13 protein-coding genes are annotated in these 20,334 nt (G+C 75.2%); 9 read left to right on the top strand and 4 right to left on the bottom strand.

Annotation, left to right across the window (positions count from 1 at the left end; translation table 11 throughout):
• The first annotated feature begins 11 nt into the window (after window positions 1-11).
• The 5 genes from TNCT1_RS16145 (at window position 12) to TNCT1_RS16165 (ending at window position 8,188) form a co-directional block, all read left to right on the top strand.
• A complete protein-coding gene (locus TNCT1_RS16145) occupies window positions 12-1,316 on the top strand; it encodes a hypothetical protein (RefSeq protein WP_143632426.1) in 1,305 nt (434 codons plus the stop codon).
• Window positions 1,313-3,802 carry a serine/threonine-protein kinase gene (locus TNCT1_RS16150; protein WP_143632428.1) on the top strand — a complete coding sequence of 830 codons (2,490 nt, stop codon included), beginning with the start codon at window positions 1,313-1,315 and terminating at the stop codon, window positions 3,800-3,802. The genes TNCT1_RS16145 and TNCT1_RS16150 overlap by 4 nt, the downstream gene beginning before the upstream one ends.
• 3 nt (window positions 3,803-3,805) lie before the next feature.
• A complete protein-coding gene (locus TNCT1_RS16155) occupies window positions 3,806-5,161 on the top strand; it encodes a PP2C family serine/threonine-protein phosphatase (protein WP_143632431.1) in 1,356 nt (451 codons plus the stop codon).
• Window positions 5,162-5,260: 99 nt separating this feature from the next.
• Window positions 5,261-6,607 carry a VWA domain-containing protein gene (locus TNCT1_RS16160; RefSeq protein WP_143632434.1) on the top strand — a complete coding sequence of 449 codons (1,347 nt, stop codon included), beginning with the start codon at window positions 5,261-5,263 and terminating at the stop codon, window positions 6,605-6,607.
• A 78-nt stretch (window positions 6,608-6,685) separates the two neighbouring features.
• Window positions 6,686-8,188: an FHA domain-containing protein gene (locus TNCT1_RS16165; protein WP_143632438.1), complete on the top strand. Its 1,503-nt coding sequence runs from the start codon at window positions 6,686-6,688 to the stop codon at window positions 8,186-8,188.
• A 6-nt stretch (window positions 8,189-8,194) separates the two neighbouring features.
• Here the strand turns inward: TNCT1_RS16165 and TNCT1_RS16170 are convergent, their stop codons facing one another.
• Window positions 8,195-9,172: a methyltransferase domain-containing protein gene (locus TNCT1_RS16170; RefSeq protein ID WP_143632441.1), complete on the bottom strand. Its 978-nt coding sequence runs from the start codon at window positions 9,170-9,172 to the stop codon at window positions 8,195-8,197.
• A 112-nt stretch (window positions 9,173-9,284) separates the two neighbouring features.
• Between TNCT1_RS16170 and TNCT1_RS16175 the strand changes: the two genes are divergently transcribed.
• The 4 genes from TNCT1_RS16175 to TNCT1_RS16190 all read left to right on the top strand — a co-directional run bounded on the left by TNCT1_RS16175 (window position 9,285) and on the right by TNCT1_RS16190 (window position 17,153).
• Complete coding sequence (locus TNCT1_RS16175; protein ID WP_143632443.1) at window positions 9,285-9,689, top strand: globin; 405 nt, start codon at window positions 9,285-9,287, stop codon at window positions 9,687-9,689.
• A gap of 160 nt (window positions 9,690-9,849) precedes the next feature.
• Complete coding sequence (locus tag TNCT1_RS16180) at window positions 9,850-13,212, top strand: ABC transporter permease (RefSeq protein WP_143632446.1); 3,363 nt, start codon at window positions 9,850-9,852, stop codon at window positions 13,210-13,212.
• 1 nt (window position 13,213) lies between these two features.
• Window positions 13,214-15,931, top strand: coding sequence for an FtsX-like permease family protein (locus TNCT1_RS16185; RefSeq protein WP_143632448.1), 2,718 nt, complete (start codon window positions 13,214-13,216; stop codon window positions 15,929-15,931).
• Between the two features lie 235 nt (window positions 15,932-16,166).
• Window positions 16,167-17,153, top strand: a complete 987-nt coding sequence (locus TNCT1_RS16190; protein ID WP_143632450.1) for an ABC transporter ATP-binding protein — start codon at window positions 16,167-16,169, stop codon at window positions 17,151-17,153.
• Window positions 17,154-17,243: 90 nt separating this feature from the next.
• On the opposite strand, the gene TNCT1_RS16195 is transcribed toward TNCT1_RS16190, so the two are convergent.
• Genes TNCT1_RS16195 through ettA form a run of 3 tightly spaced genes read right to left on the bottom strand, consistent with a single transcriptional unit; the run spans window position 17,244 to window position 20,017 of the window.
• A complete protein-coding gene (locus TNCT1_RS16195; RefSeq protein ID WP_143632452.1) occupies window positions 17,244-17,921 on the bottom strand; it encodes a hypothetical protein in 678 nt (225 codons plus the stop codon).
• On the bottom strand, window positions 17,918-18,346 hold the full coding sequence (locus TNCT1_RS16200) for a thioesterase family protein (protein ID WP_143632454.1): 429 nt from the start codon (window positions 18,344-18,346) through the stop codon (window positions 17,918-17,920). Before TNCT1_RS16200 ends, TNCT1_RS16195 begins: the two co-directional genes overlap by 4 nt.
• 6 nt (window positions 18,347-18,352) lie before the next feature.
• Window positions 18,353-20,017 (bottom strand): energy-dependent translational throttle protein EttA, encoded by a 1,665-nt coding sequence (gene ettA, locus TNCT1_RS16205; RefSeq protein ID WP_143632456.1) that lies wholly within the window; start codon window positions 20,015-20,017, stop codon window positions 18,353-18,355.
• Window positions 20,018-20,334 lie beyond the last annotated feature (317 nt).

The following is a 20,334-nucleotide window of genomic DNA, read 5'->3' on the forward strand; positions in this document are numbered from 1 at the left end:
AGAGGTGATCGATGGGCGTCACGGACCCCGCCGGGCCGGTGATGGACCGGGACGAGGTGGACCGTGCGCTGGCGCGGCTCGGCGCGGAGCACGAGGCGATCGAGACCTCGCTGCTCGCCCTCCAGGACCACGCGGGCCGCAGGCTCCTCGAAGGCGCCGAGCTGACCGGCGTCACCCGGCAGCGCTGGCAGGTCACCGAGGCGTCGATCACCCTGCTGTGGTCGTACTTCGACGCCTACACGGCGGCGCTGCGCTCCGCCCGGGAAATCCGCGCCCGGCGCCGCTGGTCCAGCCGTGAGGATCTGGCGGAGCTGACCGAGCTGCTGCGCGGCGCGTCCGTCACCGTGCCCGGCGGCACCGGCCCCGAGTCCGCTCCGAGGCTCAGCGAGAGCTTCTCGCTCACCACCCTGGTGGACCGGATGAACGAGCTGTACGCGTCCTCGCTCGACCTGGTCGTCACCGCCGACGCGGTCTGGTCGGCGCTGCCCGCCCGGATCGATCTGCTCGCCGCTGAACTCCAGCGCACCCGCAGGCTCGCCCACTCCGTGGGCGTACGCCCGGGCGAGCACCCGGCGGGCGACGACCTGGAGCGCATCACCCGCACGCTGACCGCCCTGCGCGCGGAGGTGGTCTCCGACCCGCTCGCCTTCTGGGTGCGGGCCGAGGGCAGTTCGGCGCCCGGCGGCGGCCGCCCGGACACCACGGTGTACGACCGCGAGGCCCGCGCCCTCGAGGACGTGCGGCGTGAGATCGACGCGGTGCTGACGGTCCGGCAGGACGCGGAGGCGCGGCTGATCCGGCTGCGGGACGTGCTCTCCCGCGCGGACCGCACCCTCGCCGAGGCGCGCACCGCGCGCGGTGAGGTGCTGGCGAAGATCGCCGCGACCGAGGTGCCGGTGGTCAGCGGACCGCCGACCGTGCTGCAGGAACAACTGGCCACGGCCGCCGAGTACCGGCGGCAGGCGCAGTGGCACCGGCTCTCCCCGCTGCTCGAGTCGCTGGAGCAGAAGGCCGACGACGAGCTGCTGCGCGCCCGGGAGTCGCTGACCGCCGTCACCGCCCCGCTCGCGGTCCGCGCCGAGCTGCGCGGCCGGCTGGACGCGTACAAGGCGAAGGTCGCCCGCAACGGCGTCGCCGAGGACCCCCTGCTGGTCGAGCGGTACGACGCGGCCCGGCGCATGCTGTGGAGCGCCCCCTGCGACCTGCGCGTCGCCGAACAGGCCGTGCTGCGCTACCAGCAGGCGGCGGCCGAACTGCTCGGCACGCCGGGCGTCCCCCGCCAGGGCACTCCCGAGGATCGCAGAGGTGAGTCATGAGTCAGGCACGGCGCGCGTGCCAGCGGCCCGGCTGCGAGGGCTCCTACGAGGACGTCGGCGGCGGCGAGCTGTACTGCGACACCTGCGGTCTCGCCCCGGTCGTGGCGTCCGGTCGTCCCGCTGCCGGGGACGGCATGGTGGGCTCGCCGGCCACGGGCGTTACGAAGGGCTCGGGGACGAGCGGGGGCTCACCCGCCAGCGCCCGCAGTTCACGCACCTCCTCGCAGTCGTCGAGGTCGCGGCGCTCGGTGTCCGGGCGGCTCTCCCGCGACCTGTCGGGCCGCTCCAGCGCCCGCTCGGTGTCGGTGCGCAGCTCCGGCTCGTCCTCCGGCGTCTCGGCGCGCGGCCGGCTGGGCGCCGGACTGGTCTCGGTGCCGCAGGTGCCGCGGCCCGATCCGCGCGCGATGGTGCTGGAGAACCCGGAGGTGCCCGAGCGCAAGCGGTTCTGCTCGCGGTCCGACTGCGGGGCGCCGGTCGGGCGCGCCCGGGGCGAGCGGCCGGGGCGCACGGAGGGGTTCTGCACCAAGTGCGGGCACCCCTACTCGTTCGTGCCGAAGCTGAAGGCCGGGGACGTCGTGCACGGCCAGTACGAGGTCGCGGGCTGTCTCGCGCACGGCGGCCTCGGCTGGATATACCTCGCCGTCGACCGGGCCGTGTCGGACCGGTGGGTGGTGCTCAAGGGCCTGCTGGACACCGGCGACCAGGACGCGATGGCGGCGGCGATCTCCGAGCGGCGGTTCCTCGCGGAGATCGAGCACGCCAACATCGTGCGGATCTACAACTTCGTCGAGCACCTCGACCAGCGCACCGGTTCCCTCGACGGCTACATCGTCATGGAGTACGTCGGCGGCAAGTCGCTGAAGGAGATCGCCAACGCCCGTCGCACGCCCGACGGCAGGCGCGACCCGCTGCCGGTGGAGCAGGCCTGCGCGTACGGCATCGAGGCCCTGGAGGCGCTCGGCCACCTGCACAGCCGCAACCTGCTGTACTGCGACTTCAAGGTCGACAACGCCATCCAGACCGAGGACCAGCTCAAGCTGATCGACATGGGCGCCGTGCGCCGCATGGACGACGCCGAGTCGGCGATCTACGGCACGGTCGGCTACCAGGCGCCGGAGGTCGCCGACGTCGGCCCGTCGGTGGCCAGCGACCTGTACACGGTGGGCCGTACGCTCGCCGTCCTCACCTTCGACTTCCAGGGCTACACGAACGTCTTCGTGGACTCCCTGCCCGACCCGGACAACATCGAGGTCTTCCACCGCTACGAGTCCTTCTACCGGCTCCTGGTCCGCGCCACCGACCCCGACCCGGCCCGCCGGTTCGCCTCCGCGCAGGAGATGGCGGAGCAGCTCACCGGCGTGCTCCGGGAGGTGGTCTCGCTGCAGACCGGGCGGGCCAGACCGGCCCTGTCCACGCTGTTCGGGCCCGAGGTGAAGGTCGTCGACACCGAGCTGTTCCCCCGGGCGTACGGGGACGTCTCGCTGCTCGGCGCGCGCCCGGCGCGCGGCGCCGGGGCGGTGCCCGCGCTGCCCGGGCCGTCCGTCGTCAGGCCCGTGGACACGCCCGCCGCCGCGCTGGCGCTGCCGGTGCCGCTGGTCGACCCGAACGACCCCAACGCCGGTTTCCTGGCCGGGCTCATGGCGTCCGCGCCGGCCGAGCTGATCAGCGCCCTGGACGCGGCGCCCGCGCCGAGCGTGGAGTCGCGGCTGCGGCAGATCAGGGCCCGGCTGGAGAACGGCGACCACCTCACGGCGCTGGCGGCTCTCGGCGAGCTGGAGGAGCAGCGGCCGGACGACTGGCGGGTGGTCTGGTACCGGGGCGTGGCCGCGCTGGTCACCGGCGACTTCGAGGGCGCCGCGCTCGGCTTCGACGCGATCTACGACGCCTTCCCCGGCGAGGCGGCGCCCAAGCTGGCGCTCGGCCTGTGCGCCGAGGTGCTGGGCCAGTTGGACAACGCCGCCGAGTACTACCGGCTGGTGTGGTCGACCGATCCGAGCTTCGTCAGTGCCGCGTTCGGGCTGGCCCGGGTGCGGCTCGCGGCCGGTGACCGGGCCGGCGCCGTCGGCACCCTGGAGTCGGTGCCCGAGTCGTCCATCCACTACACGGCCGCCCGGGTCGCCGCCGTCCGGGCCCGGCTGCGCGGGCGTACGCCGGGTGCCGGTGACACGCCGTTCCTCGACGACCTGACGGCCGCCGCCGGGCAGGTCGAGGCGCTGGACGCGTACGGTCTGGACCCGGCACGCCGGGAGCTGTTGTCCGCCGAAGTGCTCGGCAGCGCGCTCGACTGGGTACTCTCCACTGGCCAGGGCACCGCCCCGCCGGCCGCCGCCGGACGGAAGCTGCTCGGCAGCGGTCTGGACGAACGGGGCCTGCGCTTCGGCCTGGAGCGCTCGTACCGCACGCTGGCGAGACTGGCGCCCGGCGGCGAGGAGAGGATCGAGCTGGTGGAACGGGCCAACCGTTACCGCCCCCGGACGTGGGTGTAGTTGATGTCGCAGATGCCCCAGCAGACCGCACTGGCCAAGTGCCCGAGCTGCGCGGAGCCGCTCGAGCCGGGTGACCTCTTCTGCGGCGCGTGCGGGTACGACCTGTCCGTCGTGCCCGCCCCGCCGCAGGACCACCCGACCCTCACCATGACCGCAGGCGCCGGCCCCGGGGACGGCGTGGACTGGCCCGCCCCCGAACCGGACGGCTCCGGCAGCACCCAGCCGGCGGCGCACCGGGCGGCCGATCTGCCCGGCACCGACTCGGGCGGCAACGCGCTGCCCCACGATCCCCACCAGGAACCGGCCACGCCCGGCGTCCGCTTCGACCGGCGCCCGGAGCCCGAGGAGTACCCGTTGCAGGCTCCCGACCCGCGCGCCGCCACCTCTCCCGCCGCGTCCCCGGCACCGGACGGACCGGCCGCCGCCCCCGGCCCGGCCGACCCCGCGCAGGTCTGCGTGGCCTGCCGTACCGGCCGGGTGGACGACGACGGCTACTGCGAGAACTGCGGGCACGCCCAGCCCCGCGAACGCGACCACATGGAGCGGGAGTCGGGCCTGGTCGCCGCGGTCAGCGACCGCGGTCTGCGCCACCACCGCAACGAGGACGCCTTCGCCGTCGCCCACACCGCGCTGCCCGACGGCTCGCCCGCGGCGCTGGCCATCGTGTGCGACGGCGTGTCCTCGGCGACCCGGCCGGACGAGGCGTCGGCGGCCGCCTCTCAGGCCGCCGTCGACACCCTGCTGGCCGTCCTGCCGCGCGGCACCAACCCGCAGGCGGCGATGCACGAGGCGATCGTCGCCGCCGCGCAGGCCGTCGACTCCCTCGCCGGGGAGCCCGACGCGGCGCGCGAGCACGACCCGCACCACAACGCCCCGGCCTGCACCATCGTGGGCGCGATCGTCACGGGCGGGCTGCTGGTGGTCGGCTGGGTCGGCGACAGCCGCGCCTACTGGGTGCCGGACGACCGCTCCGCGCCCCCGGCCCGGCTCACCGAGGACGACTCCTGGGCGGCGCAGATGGTCGCGGCCGGGCTGATGAGCGAGGCGCAGGCGTACGCCGACGAGCGCGCCCACGCGATCACCGGCTGGCTCGGCGCGGACGCCTACGAACTGGAGCCGCACACCGCCGCCTTCAAGCCGGACCGGCCCGGGGTCGTGCTGGTGTGCACCGACGGCCTGTGGAACTACGCGGAGACGGCCGGGGAGATGGCCGAGGTGGCGCCCGCCGACGCGGCCGCCCGTCCGCTGCACTGCGCCCGCGTCCTGGTCGGTCACGCCCTGGACGGCGGGGGCCACGACAACGTAACAGTGGCGGTCCTGCCGTTCCCCGCGCCGCCGCAGGGGGCAGGATCGGCCTGAGGCCGCACCACGGGGAAGTCCGGGCGGACCGGAGGGGACCGGTCCGTCCACCGGCATCGCCTCGCGTCAGCGGGGTTTCACAGGGGGATCGGAACAGTCATGGCCAATTTCGCCAAACCGGACGTGCCGCAGTTCTCGGTGGACGTCTACCAGAACGAGTACCTGCCCGAGGGCGGCCGTGAGGTGAACGCCATCGTCACCGTCACCGCGACCGGCGGCGGCGCCGTGGGCGGCGCCGTCACGGCCCCGCACCTGTACGGGGGCGGCCGGGGGCCCTCCGCCGCGGTCGCCGTCATGGTCGACTGCTCCGGCTCCATGGACTATCCGCCGGCCAAGATGCGCAACGCGCGGGACGCCACGGCCGCCGCGATCGACACCCTGCGCGACGGGGTCCACTTCACGGTGATCGCCGGCACGCACGTGGCCCAGGAGGTCTACCCGGGCGGCGGACGGCTCGCGGTCGCCGACGCCACCACGCGCGAGCAGGCCAAGCAGGCGCTGCGCCGGCTCGGCGCGGGCGGCGGCACGGCCATCGGCACCTGGCTGCGGCTCGCCGGCCGGCTGCTGTCCTCGACGGACGTCGCCATCCGGCACGGCATCCTGCTGACCGACGGCCGCAACGAGCACGAGTCGCCGCAGGACCTGCGGGCGGCGCTGGACGAGTGCGCCGGACGGTTCACCTGTGACGCGCGGGGCGTGGGCACCGACTGGGAAGTGAAAGAAGTCACAGCGATCGCCTCCGCGCTGCTCGGCACCGCCGACATCGTCGCCGACCCGGCGGGGCTGACGGCCGACTTCACGCGGATGATGGAGACGGCGATGGGCAAGGAGGTCGCCGACGTGGCGCTGCGGGTGTGGACCCCGGTCGGCGCGAACCTGAGATTCGTCAAGCAAGTGGCGCCCGCGGTGGAGGAGTTGACCGATCGTCGCGCCGAGGCGGGGCCGCGGTCCGGGGACTACCCCACCGGCTCCTGGGGCGACGAGTCCCGCGACTACCACCTGTGCGTGGAGGTCCCGGCGGCCGGTCTCGGCCAGGAGATGCTGGCCGCCCGGATCTCCCTGGTGGTGCGGCAGCCGGACGGGCAGGCCCACAGCCTCGGCGGCCAGGGCCTGGTCAGGGCGGTGTGGACCGACGACATGGCCGCCTCCACCTCGATCAACCCCCAGGTCGCCCACTACACCGGACAGGCCGAGCTGGCGCAGGCCATCCAGCAGGGCCTGGACCTTCGCAAAGCGGGCGATTTCGAGCGGGCAACGGCCAAACTGGGGCGTGCCGTTCAGCTCGCGAGCGCGTCCGGCAACGCGGATACTGCGAAACTGCTTTCGAAGGTGGTGGACGTGGTCGACGCCGCGACAGGTACTGTGCGGTTGAAGGCGAAGGTCGCGGAGGCCGACGAGATGACCCTCGAGACCCGGTCCACGAAGACTGTTCGTGTGAAGAAGTGACCCGCGGGAGACCGCGGGACAGCCAAGGAAGAGATCCGGACCTACCGGAGGACCCTCAGGAGAAGGGGAAGCGCCGACATGCCGACGTGCCCGAACGGACACCAGTCGGGTTCCGACGACTGGTGCGAGGTCTGCGGTCACCGCATGGCCGGTGCCGTACCTCCGCCTCCTCCGCCGCCCCCGCCCGGCGGTGGGTACGGCTTCCCGCCGCAGGGCGCGCAGGCGGGCGGCCGCCCGTCCGGGCCCGGCGGCCACGAGCCGGAGCTGTGCCCGCAGTGCCGTACCCCCCGCGAGGGCGGCGCGCCGTTCTGCGAGGAGTGCCGGTGGAACTTCCTGACCAACACGGCCACTTCCTACACCCCGGCGGCCCCGCGCCCGCCGCAGCCCCGCTTCGAGCCGCCGAGCTCGACGTACGGCGGCGGTGACTCGTACGAGTACCAGGGTTCGCGGCCCTCGCAGGTGAACCGGCCCGCCGAGCCGATCCCGTCCTTCGGCAGCGAGCCGTCGGGCCCGACGCCGTTCGCCGGCGAGCGTGGCCCGTCCGGCTTCGGCGGCGGCCGGCCGCCGGCCGGTCAGCCGCCCTTCGGTGGCGTGCCGGGGCAGCAGGGCCCGGGAGGTCCTGGCGGTCCCGGTGGTCCCAGCGGCCCTGGCGGTCCCAGCGGTCCTGGTGGTCCTTCCGGTTTCGGTGGCGGTCCCGGTGGTCCGGGCGGTCCGGCGGGTCCGCCGCCCTTCGGCCGTGAGCCCGGTGGTCCGGCCGGACCCGGCGGCCCGGGCGGTCCCGGTGGTCCGGGCGGTCCCGGCCCCTCCGGCTTCGGTGGCGGTCCCGGCGGCTTCGGCGGCGACCCCTCCCGTCCGGTTCCGCCGCCGCCCGGCCCGACCCCGCCCGTGGGTCCCGGCGGCACGGCCGGCGGTCCGCCGCAGGCCTACCAGCCCGGCGCGCCCGCGTTCCCGCAGGAGACCGGCCGGCCTCCGGCCGGCGGCGGTCCCTTCGGCGGCGGTGAGGACGACTGGGTGATCTCCCCGCCGTCCGCCGGCGGTCCCGGCGGCCCGGGAGGTCCCGGCGGTCCCGGCGGCGGTTATGGCTACCCGCAGCCCGGCGGCACCCAGGCGCCGCCCGGTCACGGCTTCCCGCAGGCCCCGCAGGGCCCGCAAGGCCCGCGAGGCCCGCAGGGACCGGCCACCTGGACCGCGACCATCGGCCCGGACCGCGACTACTTCATGGCGATGATGCAGCGCTCCGGCCCCGAGGCCGCGGGCCTGAACCTGCCCGCCTACTCGCCCGAGCAGCAGCGCACGCTCAGCGGCAACCAGGTCACCATCGGCCGCCGCCGGCACTCCACCGGCGACACCCCCGACATCGACCTGTCGGTGCCCCCGGAGGACCCGGGCGTCTCGCACCAGCACGCGGTGCTGGTGCAGCAGCCGGACGGCAACTGGGCGGTCGTCGACCAGAACTCGACGAACGGCACCACGGTCAACGGCTCCGACGAGCCGATCCAGCCGTTCGTGCCGGTGCCGCTGCAGGACGGCGACCGGGTGCACGTGGGCGCCTGGACGACGATCACCGTCCGCAGGGGCTGAGGCGCGTCACGGGAGGGGCCAGGCGTACGGCCCGTCCGGGTCGTCCAGCCAGGCCCTGGCGTGGTCGGCGCCGACCGTGACGCCGAAGCGCTCCCGGTCGGGGCAGCCCTCGCGCTCCCACAGCGCGTGTGCCTCCGCCGGGTCCAGCGCGCCCCGGGTCAGGTCGAGCAGGAAGTGGAACGGCTCCTGTTCGCGGGCCCGGCCCGGCAGCCCGCTCAGGGACACCGCCGGCGCTTCGGTCCGGCCCGCGCCGCGCAGCGGCACGAAGAAGGCCGCCCTGGGCAGGAAGCGGCCCTCGGCGTCCTCGCGGCCGTGCACGGTGAGGGCGAGCAGGCCGGTGGCCAGCGGGGTCAGGATCCGGGCCCCGGGCCGGCACTGGGCGAGCCAGGCACGCGGCACCGTGGACAGTCCGCAGGTGGCGATGATCCGGTCGAAGGGGGCCCGCTCCGGCACCCCCCGCGCACCGTCGCCGGTGACGACGGCCGGCCGGTGACCGGCCGCGGCCAGGTGCTGCCGGGCCGATTCGGTGATCTCCGGGTCCAGGTCGACGGTGGTGACGAGGTCGTCGTCGCCGAGCCGGTGGGCGAGCAGGGCCGCGTTGTAGCCGGTGCCGGCGCCCACCTCCAGGACCCGGTCGCCGTCCTCGACGCCCAGCGCGGCCAGCATCCGCGCCATCAGGGAGGGCTGGCTGCTGGAGGAGAGCAGCTCGCCGTCGCGCAGCCGGGTCGCCAGCGGGGTGTCGGCGTAGGCGCCGCGCACCCAGCGCTCCCGGGCCTCGGGGTCCGGACTCTCGCCCCAGCGGCGTTCGTAGCCGCCCCTGACGCCGACGTAGTAGTACGGCACGAACAGGTGCCGGGGCACCGCGGCGAACGCCTCCCGCCAGACGGGGTCCGCGGCCCAGGCCTCGTCGGCGTCGATCTCCCGCACCAGCGCCTCCCGCGCCGCGGTGGCCAGAGCTTCGATCACGCTGTCGTAGGCGCCCATGCCCCCACAGTAGGGGCGGCCGGGCGCCCGGGAGCGAGGCGCGGGACGGACGGGGCCGGACGGGAGTCCTAGGGCCGGAGTCCTGGGCCGCCCGGTCTGAGACCATGGACGGGTGAATGAGATTCGGCGCGGCACGCTTCAGGAGCAGACGTTCTACGAGCAGGTCGGCGGGGAGGAGACCTTCCGCCGGCTCGTCCACCGTTTCTACGAGGGGGTGGCCGAGGACCCGCTCCTGCGGCCGATGTACCCGGAGGAGGACCTGGGCCCGGCCGAGGACCGGCTGACCCTGTTCCTCATCCAGTACTGGGGCGGCCCCAGCACCTACAGCGACAACCGGGGCCACCCGCGGCTGCGCATGCGGCACGTGCCGTTCACCGTGGACCGCGCCGCGCACGACGCCTGGCTGAAGCACATGCGGGTCGCCGTGGACGAACTCGGCCTGAGCGAGGAGCACGAGCGGACGCTGTGGAACTACCTGACGTACGCCGCCCAGTCGATGATCAACACCGTCGACTGACGGTCCGAATCCCGGATTCCGGTCGTTCCGCGCCGGATTCCGGTCACGATCCGGTATAGACCGGTCGCCTACCGCTTACCCGCGACCGGCCCCCTCTGCGAGCATCGCGAGATCCAGACAGGCTGCACACAAGTCCGGACGACACGGGGGTCGGGGTCGGATGACGGGGTTCGTCGTCTCACGCGCGCGGGCACACCGCCTGCTGCTCGGCTCCGCCCTGCTCACCGTCCTGCTGACCACCGCCGTGCTGGCGACGCTCACGGCGTACTCGGGCGCGATAGGGGACGCGGCGCTGCGCCACGTGCTGGCCGACCCGCGCAACGCTGCCGCCACCGCCCTGGTAGTCAAGGCCGACGTCCCCGCCGGCCAGCACGCCGCCGCCGACAGCGCCGTGCGCGAGGGCGCGCGGAAGACCTTCGACGGGCTGCCGGTGACCGTGCGGACGCTGCGCCGCTCGGGCCCGTACGCGCTCCCCCGGTCCCTGCGGCCGCCCGCCCGGCGCTCGGGCGACCCGGACCTGACCTACTTCGCGGCGCTGGACCGCGGCCAGGTGCGGCCCACCGCCGGGCGGCTGCCGGACAGCAGGGCCCGTGAGATCGAGGTGGCCGTCCCGCAGGCCGCCGCCCGGCCGCTCGGGCTGAAGCCGGGAGACAGCGTCACCCTGGCCGACCGGCTCGGCGACCGGAAGGTCCGGGTGCGCGTCACCGGGCTGTACCGGCCCGCCGCCGCGAACGCGCCGTACTGGCGGCTGGACGACCTGCTCGGCCGCGGCGTGAAGCAGTCGGGATTCACCACCTACGGTCCGCTGCTCGCCGATCCCTCGGTCCTCGCCGGCGCACGGGTGACCACCGGCGGCTCGGCCTGGCTCGCCTCGGCCGACTTCGGCGCGATGACGACCGGACGCACCGGGGAGCTGCGCGCCGCCGTGCGGGCGGGCGGCGGGGAGCTGCGCAAGGCCCCGGCCCTGCGCGGTGCCACGGCGGCGACGACCTCGCTGCCGGACGTGCTGGACCGGATCGACCGCTCGCTGCTCGTCGCCCGCTCCACCCTGCTGATCGTCGCGCTCCAGCTGGTCCTGCTCGGCGGGTACGCGCTGCTGCTGGTGGCCCGCCTGCTGAGCGCCGAACGGGCCGCCGAGACCCGGCTGCTCAGGGCGCGCGGCGCCTCCCGCCCCCGGATCGCGGCCCTCGCCGCGGCCGAGTCCCTGCTGCTCGCCCTTCCCGCGGCCCTCTGCGCGCCGCTGCTCGCCGGACCGCTCACCGGCCTGCTCACCGCCCACGGCCCGCTGTCCCGCCTCGGCCTGCGCCTCGACCTCCCGCCCGCCGGCCGCCCCGGGGTGTGGCTGGTGGCGGTGGCCGTGGCGCTGGGCTGCGCGCTGACGGTGACGCTCCCGGCGCTCACGGGCGCCGGCGCGGACCCGGCGGGGCGGCGAGCACGGCGGGGAACAGCGTCCGGCCGCACGCGCGCTCCACGTGTCCCCAGGCTGCGCGGGCGCCGTCCCGCGGGCCCGCACGGCGCCCGGCCCCGCCGCGCGGGCAGCGGTCTGGTCCCGGCCCCGCTCCGCGCGGGCGCCGACCTGGGTCTGCTCGCCGTGGCCGGGGTCGCCTACTGGCAGCTCGGGCAGCAGGGCTCCGGCGGCATCGCCACCGACCGGTCGGGGAAGCTCGGAGTGGATCCGCTGCTGGCCGCGGCGCCCGCGCTGGCGCTGCTCGCCGGGACCGTGCTGACGCTGCGGCTGCTGCCGCCGGTGGCGCGGCTCGCCGAACGGTGGGCTGCGGCCGGGCGCGGGCTGCCGGCGGCGCTGGCCGGCTGGCAGTTCAGCCGCCGTACCGCACGCGCGGCCGGACCGGTGCTGCTGCTGGTGCTCGCCGTCGCGCTCGGCATGCTGGCCATCGGCCAGGGCGCCTCCTGGAACCGCTCGCAGGACGACCAGGCCGACTTCCGCGCCGGGGCGCCGGTGCGGGTACTGGACTCCGGTCAGGGCGGACTCGGCCGCACCGAGGTGTACGCGTCGCTGCCGCACGTCCGCGGGGCCGTGGCCGCCGTACGCGGCGAGCAGGGCCTGTCCGGGGACCGTACGGCGACCGTGCTGGCCCTGGACACCGCGCACGCGGCGGACGCGCTGCTGATGCGCCCCGACCTCGCGGACGAACCGGCGCGGTCGCTGCTGGCCGGACTGACGCCCGAGGACTCCCCGGTGGGCGCCCGGGTGCCGGCGCGGACCGCGCGGCTGCGGCTCACGGCGAGCCTGCGCAGCTCCGCCGGGCCCGGGACGACGGCCGAGGTCACGGTCCTGCTGGAGGACGGAGCCGGGGTGTCCTACCCGCTGCGGGCCGGGCTCCTGCCCGCCGACGGCCGCCCGCACACCCTCGAACTCGGCCTCGGCTCCGCCGCCGGCCCCGCACTGCTCACCGGGCTCCAGCTCGACATGACGCAGCCCGCCGGGCACGCCGAACGGCACCTCCTCACGGTCCGGGACCTGACCGCCGAGGGCGCCGACGGAACCCGGCGCCCGCTCACCCTGCCGGCGTCCTGGACCGCGGCCGTGCAGACCGGCGGCGCGGCCGTCTCCTCGCCGCGCTCCTCCCCCACCCGGCCCCGGGTCGTCTCCACGCGCCCCCTGTCCGTCTCCTACGGCACCGGCTACCTGCCGGGCACCGACACCTGGAGGATCGGCACGGTGTCCGTGCGGCTCCAGACGGCACGGCCCGCGCCGCCCGAGGTGCGGGCCGTCGCGACCGACCGGTTCCTCGGCTCGGCGGGCGCCCGTACCGGCCAGCTCCTGGACGTCATGGTCGGCGACCAGAGCCTGCCGGTGCGGATCGTCCGCTCGGTACGGGCGCTGCCCACCACCGGCGCCCCGGCGGGCTCCGCCGCCCACGACGGCGGCGCGGTACTGCTCGACCTGCGGGCCGCGAACCGGGCGCTGCAGGCACGGGACGGGGACGGCGCCGCGCCGAACGAGTGGTGGCTGCGGACCGCGCCCGGTGACGCGGCCCGGGTGGCCGCCGCCGTACGGGCGCTGCCGGACGTCGACCCGGAGCAGGTGGTGGTCCGCGACGAGATCGCCGCCGAGCTGCGCGACGACCCCTTCGGCGCCGGGCCCACGGCCGCGTTCACCGCCGCCGCCGTGGTGGCGGCGGCGCTCGCCGCGGTCGGCTTCGCGGTGGGCGCCGCCGGGTCGCTGCGGGCGCGTGAGGCGGACTTCGCGGTGCTGCGCGCCCTGGGCGCCCCGCGCCGCCGGCTGGCCCGGACCGTCGCCGCCGAACTCGCCGTGCTCGTGGGCCTGGCCCTGGTGGTGGGCGCGGTCCTGGGCACCGTACTGGCCCGCGGCGTCCTGCCGTTGATCGTGCTGACCGGTGAGGCCTCCCGGCCCGTTCCCGGTCTGCTGGTCCGACTTCCGCCCGGACAGGTGGCGTTGCTGCTGGCGGGGGTCGCCGCGGCACCGCTGGCGGTGGCCGTGGTGACGGCCCTGCGCCGGGCCGACCCGGCCCGGGCACTGCGCGAACAGGGGGGTGAGTGACGTGCGTTCGGTACCGGCCGCGGTCGCGCCCTGGGTGCGGACCCGGCTGCGGTCCGCGCCCGGGGCCGCGCTGGCGCTCGCGCTGCTGGTCGCGCTGACCGCCTGCCTGGCGGGGGCGCTGCCGCGCGCGGTCGACCGGTACGAGGACGCGGGCCTGCGGCACGCCCTCGACCAGGCGCACCCCGAGCGCACCACCGTGCGGGCGACCGCGGCCATGCCGGACTACGGCTCGTCCGGCGAGAACCCGGACGTCTCGTTCGGTCCGCGGGTCCTCGAACGGAAGTTCCGCGCGCTGCTGCCGGTGGTGGACGCCTCGGTGCCCGTCGACCCCGGCCAGTCGGCCTACGGCGTCACCACCGAGGAGGGCAGCACCGTGACCGAACCGTGGCTCCCCCGCCCGACGGGCCTGCCCGCCAAGGTCACACTGGTCGCGCAGAGCGGCCTGGCCGGACACGCGCGCGTCCGCGAGGGCCGGCTGCCGCGCGCCCCGGGCCGGGTGGACGTGGACACCCCCGAGACGGAGGCCGCCGTCTCCGCGGCCACCGCCAGGACCCTGCACATCAAGGTGGGGTCGGTCATCCGCGTGCCCCACTTCACCGGCACCCTCACCGTCCGGATCTCCGGGATCCTCCTCCCGCGCGACCCGGCCGGCGCCTACTGGTCGACGATGCCGCTGCTGCGCACCCCCGCGCTGGAACGGCTGCCCGAGCCCGGCCCACCGCAGACCTACTGGCACGGCGCGCTCCTGCTGCCCCCGGAGGCGACCCTCACCCTGCTGGGCGGCGAGAAGGCCCCGTACCGCTACTGGAACTTCGCCCCGCGCCCCGGCAGCCGGCACGCCCACGACCTCGGCCGGCTGCGGACCGCCGTCGCGACGCTCGAGTCCGGTCCGGGCCTGCGGCGGGCCCGTGCCCTCGCCGATCCGGACCTGGACGTGAGCACCGGTCTGGACGACGTGGTCATCGCCTTCTCGCGGCTGCGCTCGGGCATCTCACCCCTGGTCGGGGTGGCAGCGGCCGGCACCGCCACGGTCGCCGCCGTCGTCCTGCTCATGACGGGCGGCCTGGCGGCCGACCGGCGCCGCGCCGAACTCGCCCTGCTGCGCGCCCGCGGCGCCTCCCTGCCCGGTCTCACCGGCCGGCTCCTGGCCGAGACCGCCGTGGTCGCCGTACCCGCCGGGGCGGTGGGCCTCGCGGCCGCCCTCGTCCTCGTGCCCGGCCCTCGTGCCGGTCTCGCCGTCGCCGCCGCCGGCGCCGTCACCCTCGCCGCCTGCGCCGCCCTTCCGCTGCACGCCGTGCTCGCCCACCGCTCGGTGCGGCTGGCCGGTCCCCGGGAGGACATGGCCTCGGCACGCCCCTCCCGCCGCCGCACGGTCGCCGAGCTGACCCTGCTGGCACTGGCGGCCGGGGCGGTGGCCACACTGCGCGCCCAGGGCACCTCGGCCGGCCGGCTGGTCTCCCTCGCGCCGGTGCTGACCGGCGTCATCGCGGCCCTGCTGCTGCTCCGCCTCTACCCGCTGCTGCTGCGCCGCCTGGCCCGCCCGGCCGGCCGGCTGCGGGGTGCGGTGGCCCCGCTCTCCCTGGCCCGCGCGGGCCGCACCCGGGCCTCGGCGGTACTGCCGCTGCTGGCCCTGCTGACCGCCCTGACCACCGCGGCCTTCGGCGGCTCGGTCCTGGCGGGCGTGGCCGAGGCCCGGGACCACGCGGCGCTGCTGACCGTCGGCGCCGACGGCCGCCTGGACTCCGCCACCGCGCTGCCGGCCGGACTGGCCGGCCGGATCGGCGCCGTGCCCGGGGTACGCGCGGTGACCGCGGCGGCCATCGCCTACGACGCGAAACCGGCGGACGGCGTCGACACGGTGCCCCTCGTGGGGGTCGACCCGCGCGCGTACGCGGAGCTGACGGCCCGCACGGGCCTCGGCACCATCACGGCCGAGGAGTTGAGGGGCCGGGCCGCGCACCCGCTCCCGGCCCTCGCGTCCCCGGCCGTCGCACGGAACTACGGCACCCGGAGCCCCTTCCCGGTCAGGCTGGCGGACGGCAGCGCCGTCACCGTCCGGATCACCGCCGTCCACGACGGCACCCCGGCCGCGCCCACCGGCGACTTCCTGCTGGTGGACCGCGCCGGGCTCCCGTCGTCCGCCGCCCGGCCCACGACGCTGCTGCTGACCGGCGCCCACCCGGACGCCGCCGCGCTGCGCCGCGCGGCCCCCGCCCCGGCCACGGTCCGGCTCCTCGCCGAGGAGCGCGCCCGGTACGCCGACTCGCCCCTGCAGACCGGCGCCGGGCACGTCTACACGGCGGCGGTGGCGGCGGGCGCCGGCTTCGCCGTCCTCGCCCTGCTGCTCGCCCTGCTGCGGGCGGCCCCCGAACGCGCCGCTCTGCTGGCCCGGCTGCGCACCATGGGGCTCACCCGGGCCCAGGGCCGCCGCCTCCTCGTCCTGGAGTCCCTCCCGCAGGCCGTCCTCGCCGCGGCCGGCGGCACCCTGACCGGCTGGGCCACGGTGCACCTGCTCTCCCCGGGCATCGACCTGACGACCATCGCCCTCACCTCGTCCCAGACCCCGGCGGGCAGGGCCTTCCTCCGCCCGGACCCCTGGTCCCTGACCCTCCCCGCCCTCGCGGTCGTGGCCCTGGCGGTCGGAGTCGCGACCACCCAGGCCTGGTGGACGAGCCGCCGCGGCTCGGTCCGGGAACTACGAGCAGGAGACCCCCGATGACCCCGCGCCCGGCCACAGGCCCGACCACTCGCCCCCAGACCCCGCACAGCCGTCTCCGGCCGCCCGCGGGCCTGCGTGGCACCGCGGCCAGGGGCAGGCGCGCCCGCACGGCTGCGGGCCTGCGCGCCACCACGGCCACGAGCCTGCGTGCCCAAACTGCTGCGCGCCCGCGTGCCGCCGCGGGCGCCGGTCCGCAGAACAGCTTCGCCCAGCGCCGGCCCACGCAGGAGACCCCATGACAGCCGACCCCGCAGCCACACCGGCGGACACCACCCTCACCGACCTCACCACCCGCCTCACCGAGTCCCGCAACCGCCCCGCCTACGGCCACGACGCCCTCATCACCTGCGACCGCCTGGTCCGCATCTTCAGCGCGGACGGCATCGAGGTACAGGCCCTCCAGGGCCTGGACCTCCTGGTCCGCGAGGGCGAGTTGATGGCCCTCGTGGGCGCCTCGGGCAGCGGCAAGTCCACCCTCATGAACATCCTCGCCGGCCTGGACACCCCCACCGCCGGCGGAGCCCACGTGGCCGGCCGCGACCTGCTCACCATGACCGCCAAGGACCGCCTCGCCTACCGCCGCGAGGTCGTCGGCTTCGTCTGGCAGCAGACCTCCCGCAACCTCCTGCCGTACCTCACCGCGGCCCAGAACGTGGCGCTCCCCCTGCAGCTCTCCGGCACCCGCGTCCGCCGCCGCGCCCGCGCCGAACGCGCCCTGGAACTGCTGGACCTGCTCCAGGTGGCCGACTGCCGCGACCGGCACCCGCACGAGATGTCCGGCGGCCAGCAGCAGCGCACCGCGATCGCCGTGGCCCTCGCGAACTCCCCCGCGGTCCTGCTCGCCGACGAGCCCACCGGCGAACTCGACTCGCACACGGCCGCGCAGATCTTCGACGCGTTCCGCACGGCGAACGAGACCCTCGGCACCACCATCGTGATCGTCACCCACGACCAGGCGGTGGCCGGCGAGGTCCGCCGCACGGTGGCCATCCGGGACGGCCGTACCTCCACCGAGGTGCTGCGCCGCAGCCAGGTGGACGCCACGACCGGCCACGAGACGGTGGTCGCCCGCGAGTACGCCATGCTCGACCGCGCGGGCCGCCTGCAGTTGCCCGCCGAGTACACGCGGGCCCTGAACATGCGCGACCGAGTGGCCCTGGAACTGGAACCGGACCACATCGGGGTGTGGCCGGACGACAGCGACGAGAGACGACCGGACTGACGGACCGGACTGAGGAGACGACCGGACTGACGAGGCGACCGGAGAGGTCGGGCGACCGGGCCGCAGAAGTGACCGCGCCCGCGCGGCCCCTCAGCGCACGCTGACACCCAGCGCGCCGAGCCCCGCCCGGCGCAGCGCGACGGACCCGTAGGGGGTCCGCAGCCTCAGCCACGCCCCCGAGGAGAACAGCCCGGTGTCGGCCGCACCGGTCCCCGGCCGCAGGAAGCCCAAGGACTGGGCCGCGTGTACGGCCCGCAGCGGAAGCCGGCTGCCGCCGACCTCCCGGGACCAGATGTCCCGCCCTATCCGGTCCAGCTCCGCGCGGGTGCGCCGCTCCGACGGCAGTTCCTCCGTACGGGACCGGAACTCGGCGACGGCCTCGGCGACCGTCCTGCGCAGCGCGTCCGGCAGCGGCAGCCCCGGCTCGGGCCGCCAGCCGCCGCGCGGCGGCAGCAGGCCGGCCCACGGCGGCCCGGTGACCGTGGCCGGCACGGCGGCGGTGGCCGCCTGCTCGTCCAGGGACTCAAGGAACTCGCCGGCCGAGACGGTGACGTCGAGCGTGACGTCCAGCCCGTCCTCGTAAGGCTTGGCGAGCCGCACCGCGCGGATCGTCAGCACTTCGAAGGACGGCGGCCGGCCGAACACGGCGAGCGCCGTACCGGCCGCCTGCAGGCGCACCGCGGCCCCACGGTCGTAGTGGAGCAACCTGGAGAGGAAGGCGGCGAGGTCGGCCGCCTCCGTCTCGTCGGCGAGGTGCAGGACCGTCATGCGGCGACGGCCTCCTCCGAGGACTTCGCGTCCTCGGCGGCGTCCGTGTACTCCTGGAGGAACTCCCGCTCCTCCGGGGTGATCCGGCGCGGCCGCTGTGCCTCGAAGTCGAACGGCACGATGACGGTGGAGGCCCGTACGTAGACGAGATCCCCGTCCTTCACCTCGTAGGAGATGGTGAAGGACGCGGCACGGATCTCGGTGACCCACAGCTCGATGTCCACCGGGTGGTGCCGGTGGACGAGCTGCCGCTTGTAGTCGATCTCGTGGCGCGCCACCACGGACCCCTGCTTGAACTCCTTGTCCGGGCGGAACAGGAAGTCGATACGGGCCTCCTCCAGATAGCGGAGGAACACCACGTTGTTGACGTGGCCGTACGCGTCCATGTCCGCCCAGCGCAGCGGGCAGCGGTAGATGTGGCGCAAGACCGATCAGCCCCGGGTCAGCTTCTTGTAGGTGGCACGGTGCGGACGCGCGGCGTCGGCGCCCAGCCGCTCGATCTTGTTCTTCTCGTACGACTCGAAGTTGCCCTCGAACCAGAACCACTTCGACTCACCCTCGTAGGCGAGGATGTGGGTGGCGACCCGGTCCAGGAACCACCGGTCGTGGGAGACGACGACGGCGCAGCCGGGGAAGTCCAGGAGGGCGTTCTCCAGGCTGGAGAGGGTCTCCACGTCCAGGTCGTTGGTGGGCTCGTCGAGGAGCAGCAGGTTGCCGCCCTGCTTCAGGGTGAGCGCCAGGTTGAGGCGGTTGCGCTCACCGCCGGACAGGACGCCGGTCGGCTTCTGCTGGTCCGGGCCCTTGAAGCCGAACGCGGACACGTACGCCCGGCTCGGCATCTCGACCTGGCCGACGTTGATGTAGTCGAGCCCGTCGGACACGACCTCCCACAGCGTCTTCTTCGGGTCCAGGTTCTCGCGGCTCTGGTCGACGTAGGAGATCTTGACGGTGTCGCCGACCTTGATGTCGCCGGAGTCCGGCGTCTCCAGGCCCTGGATCATCTTGAACAGGGTCGTCTTGCCGGCGCCGTTCGGGCCGATGACGCCCACGATGCCGTTGCGCGGCAGCGTGAAGCTGAGGCCGTCCACGAGGACCTTCTCGCCGAAGGCCTTGTTGAGCTTGTCGACCTCGACGACGATGTTGCCCAGACGCGGGCCCGGCGGGATCTGGATCTCCTCGAAGTCCAGCTTCCGCATCTTGTCGGCCTCGGCGGCCATCTCCTCGTAGCGGGCGAGGCGCGCCTTGGACTTGGCCTGACGCCCCTTGGCGTTGGACCGCACCCACTCCAGCTCTTCCTTGAGCCGCTTCTGCCGCTTGGCGTCCTTCTGGCCCTCGACCTTGAGACGGGTGGCCTTCGTCTCGAGGTACGTGGAGTAGTTGCCCTCGTAGGGGTAGGCGCGCCCGCGGTCCAGCTCCAGGATCCACTCGGCGACGTTGTCGAGGAAGTACCGGTCGTGGGTGATGGCCACGACGGTGCCCGCGTACTTGGCGAGGTGCTGCTCCAGCCAGTTCACGGACTCGGCGTCGAGGTGGTTGGTGGGCTCGTCGAGGAGCAGCAGGTCGGGCGCCTCGAGGAGCAGCTTGCAGAGCGCGACGCGGCGCTTCTCACCACCGGAGAGGTTGGTCACCGGCCAGTCGCCCGGGGGGCACCCGAGCGCGTCCATGGCCTGCTCGAGCTGGGCGTCGAGGTCCCAGGCGTTGGCGTGGTCCAGCTCCTCCTGGAGCTTGCCCATCTCGTCGAGCAGCGCGTCGGAGTAGTCGGTCGCCATCAGCTCGGCGATCTCGTTGAACCGGTCGAGCTTGCCCTTGACCTCGGCGACACCCTCCTGGACGTTCTCCAGGACGGTCTTCTCCTCGTTCAGCGGCGGCTCCTGCAGCAGGATGCCCACGCTGTAGCCCGGGGACAGGAACGCGTCACCGTTGGAGGGCTGCTCCAGCCCCGCCATGATCTTCAGCACGGTCGACTTACCGGCGCCGTTCGGACCGACGACACCGATCTTCGCTCCCGGCAGGAAGCTCAGGGTGACGTCGTCGAGGATCACCTTGTCGCCGTGCGCTTTGCGCGCCTTGCGCATGGTGTAAATGAACTCAGCCAAGAGAAACCGTCCGGCAGCTTGAAATCTGGCAGTGGGCAGATACACCCCATCTTGCCGTACCGCCACCCCTGTGCGGAAACGCGTATGACGTGGGGGCTCTGACCTGGGGGTTTCAGCACAGTGAGCCGGCCTTGTCCGTTGCCGGCTCCGTCGCCGAGGCGTCCGGCTCTCCTCGCCCGCCGTTTCGTTCCGACGGGGCGCGGCTCGCAGGCGGCCCCGAGCATGGGACCGAGCCAGGGGCGTTCCGGGCACAAGTCGTGCCGATGTGGAGCAAAGTGGTTGCAGGGGGCGGCGAAGAAGTCGGAGCGGGAGGGAGA

Source organism: Streptomyces sp. 1-11 (assembly GCF_007176755.1).
Taxonomy (GTDB): Bacteria; Actinomycetota; Actinomycetes; order Streptomycetales; family Streptomycetaceae; genus Streptomyces.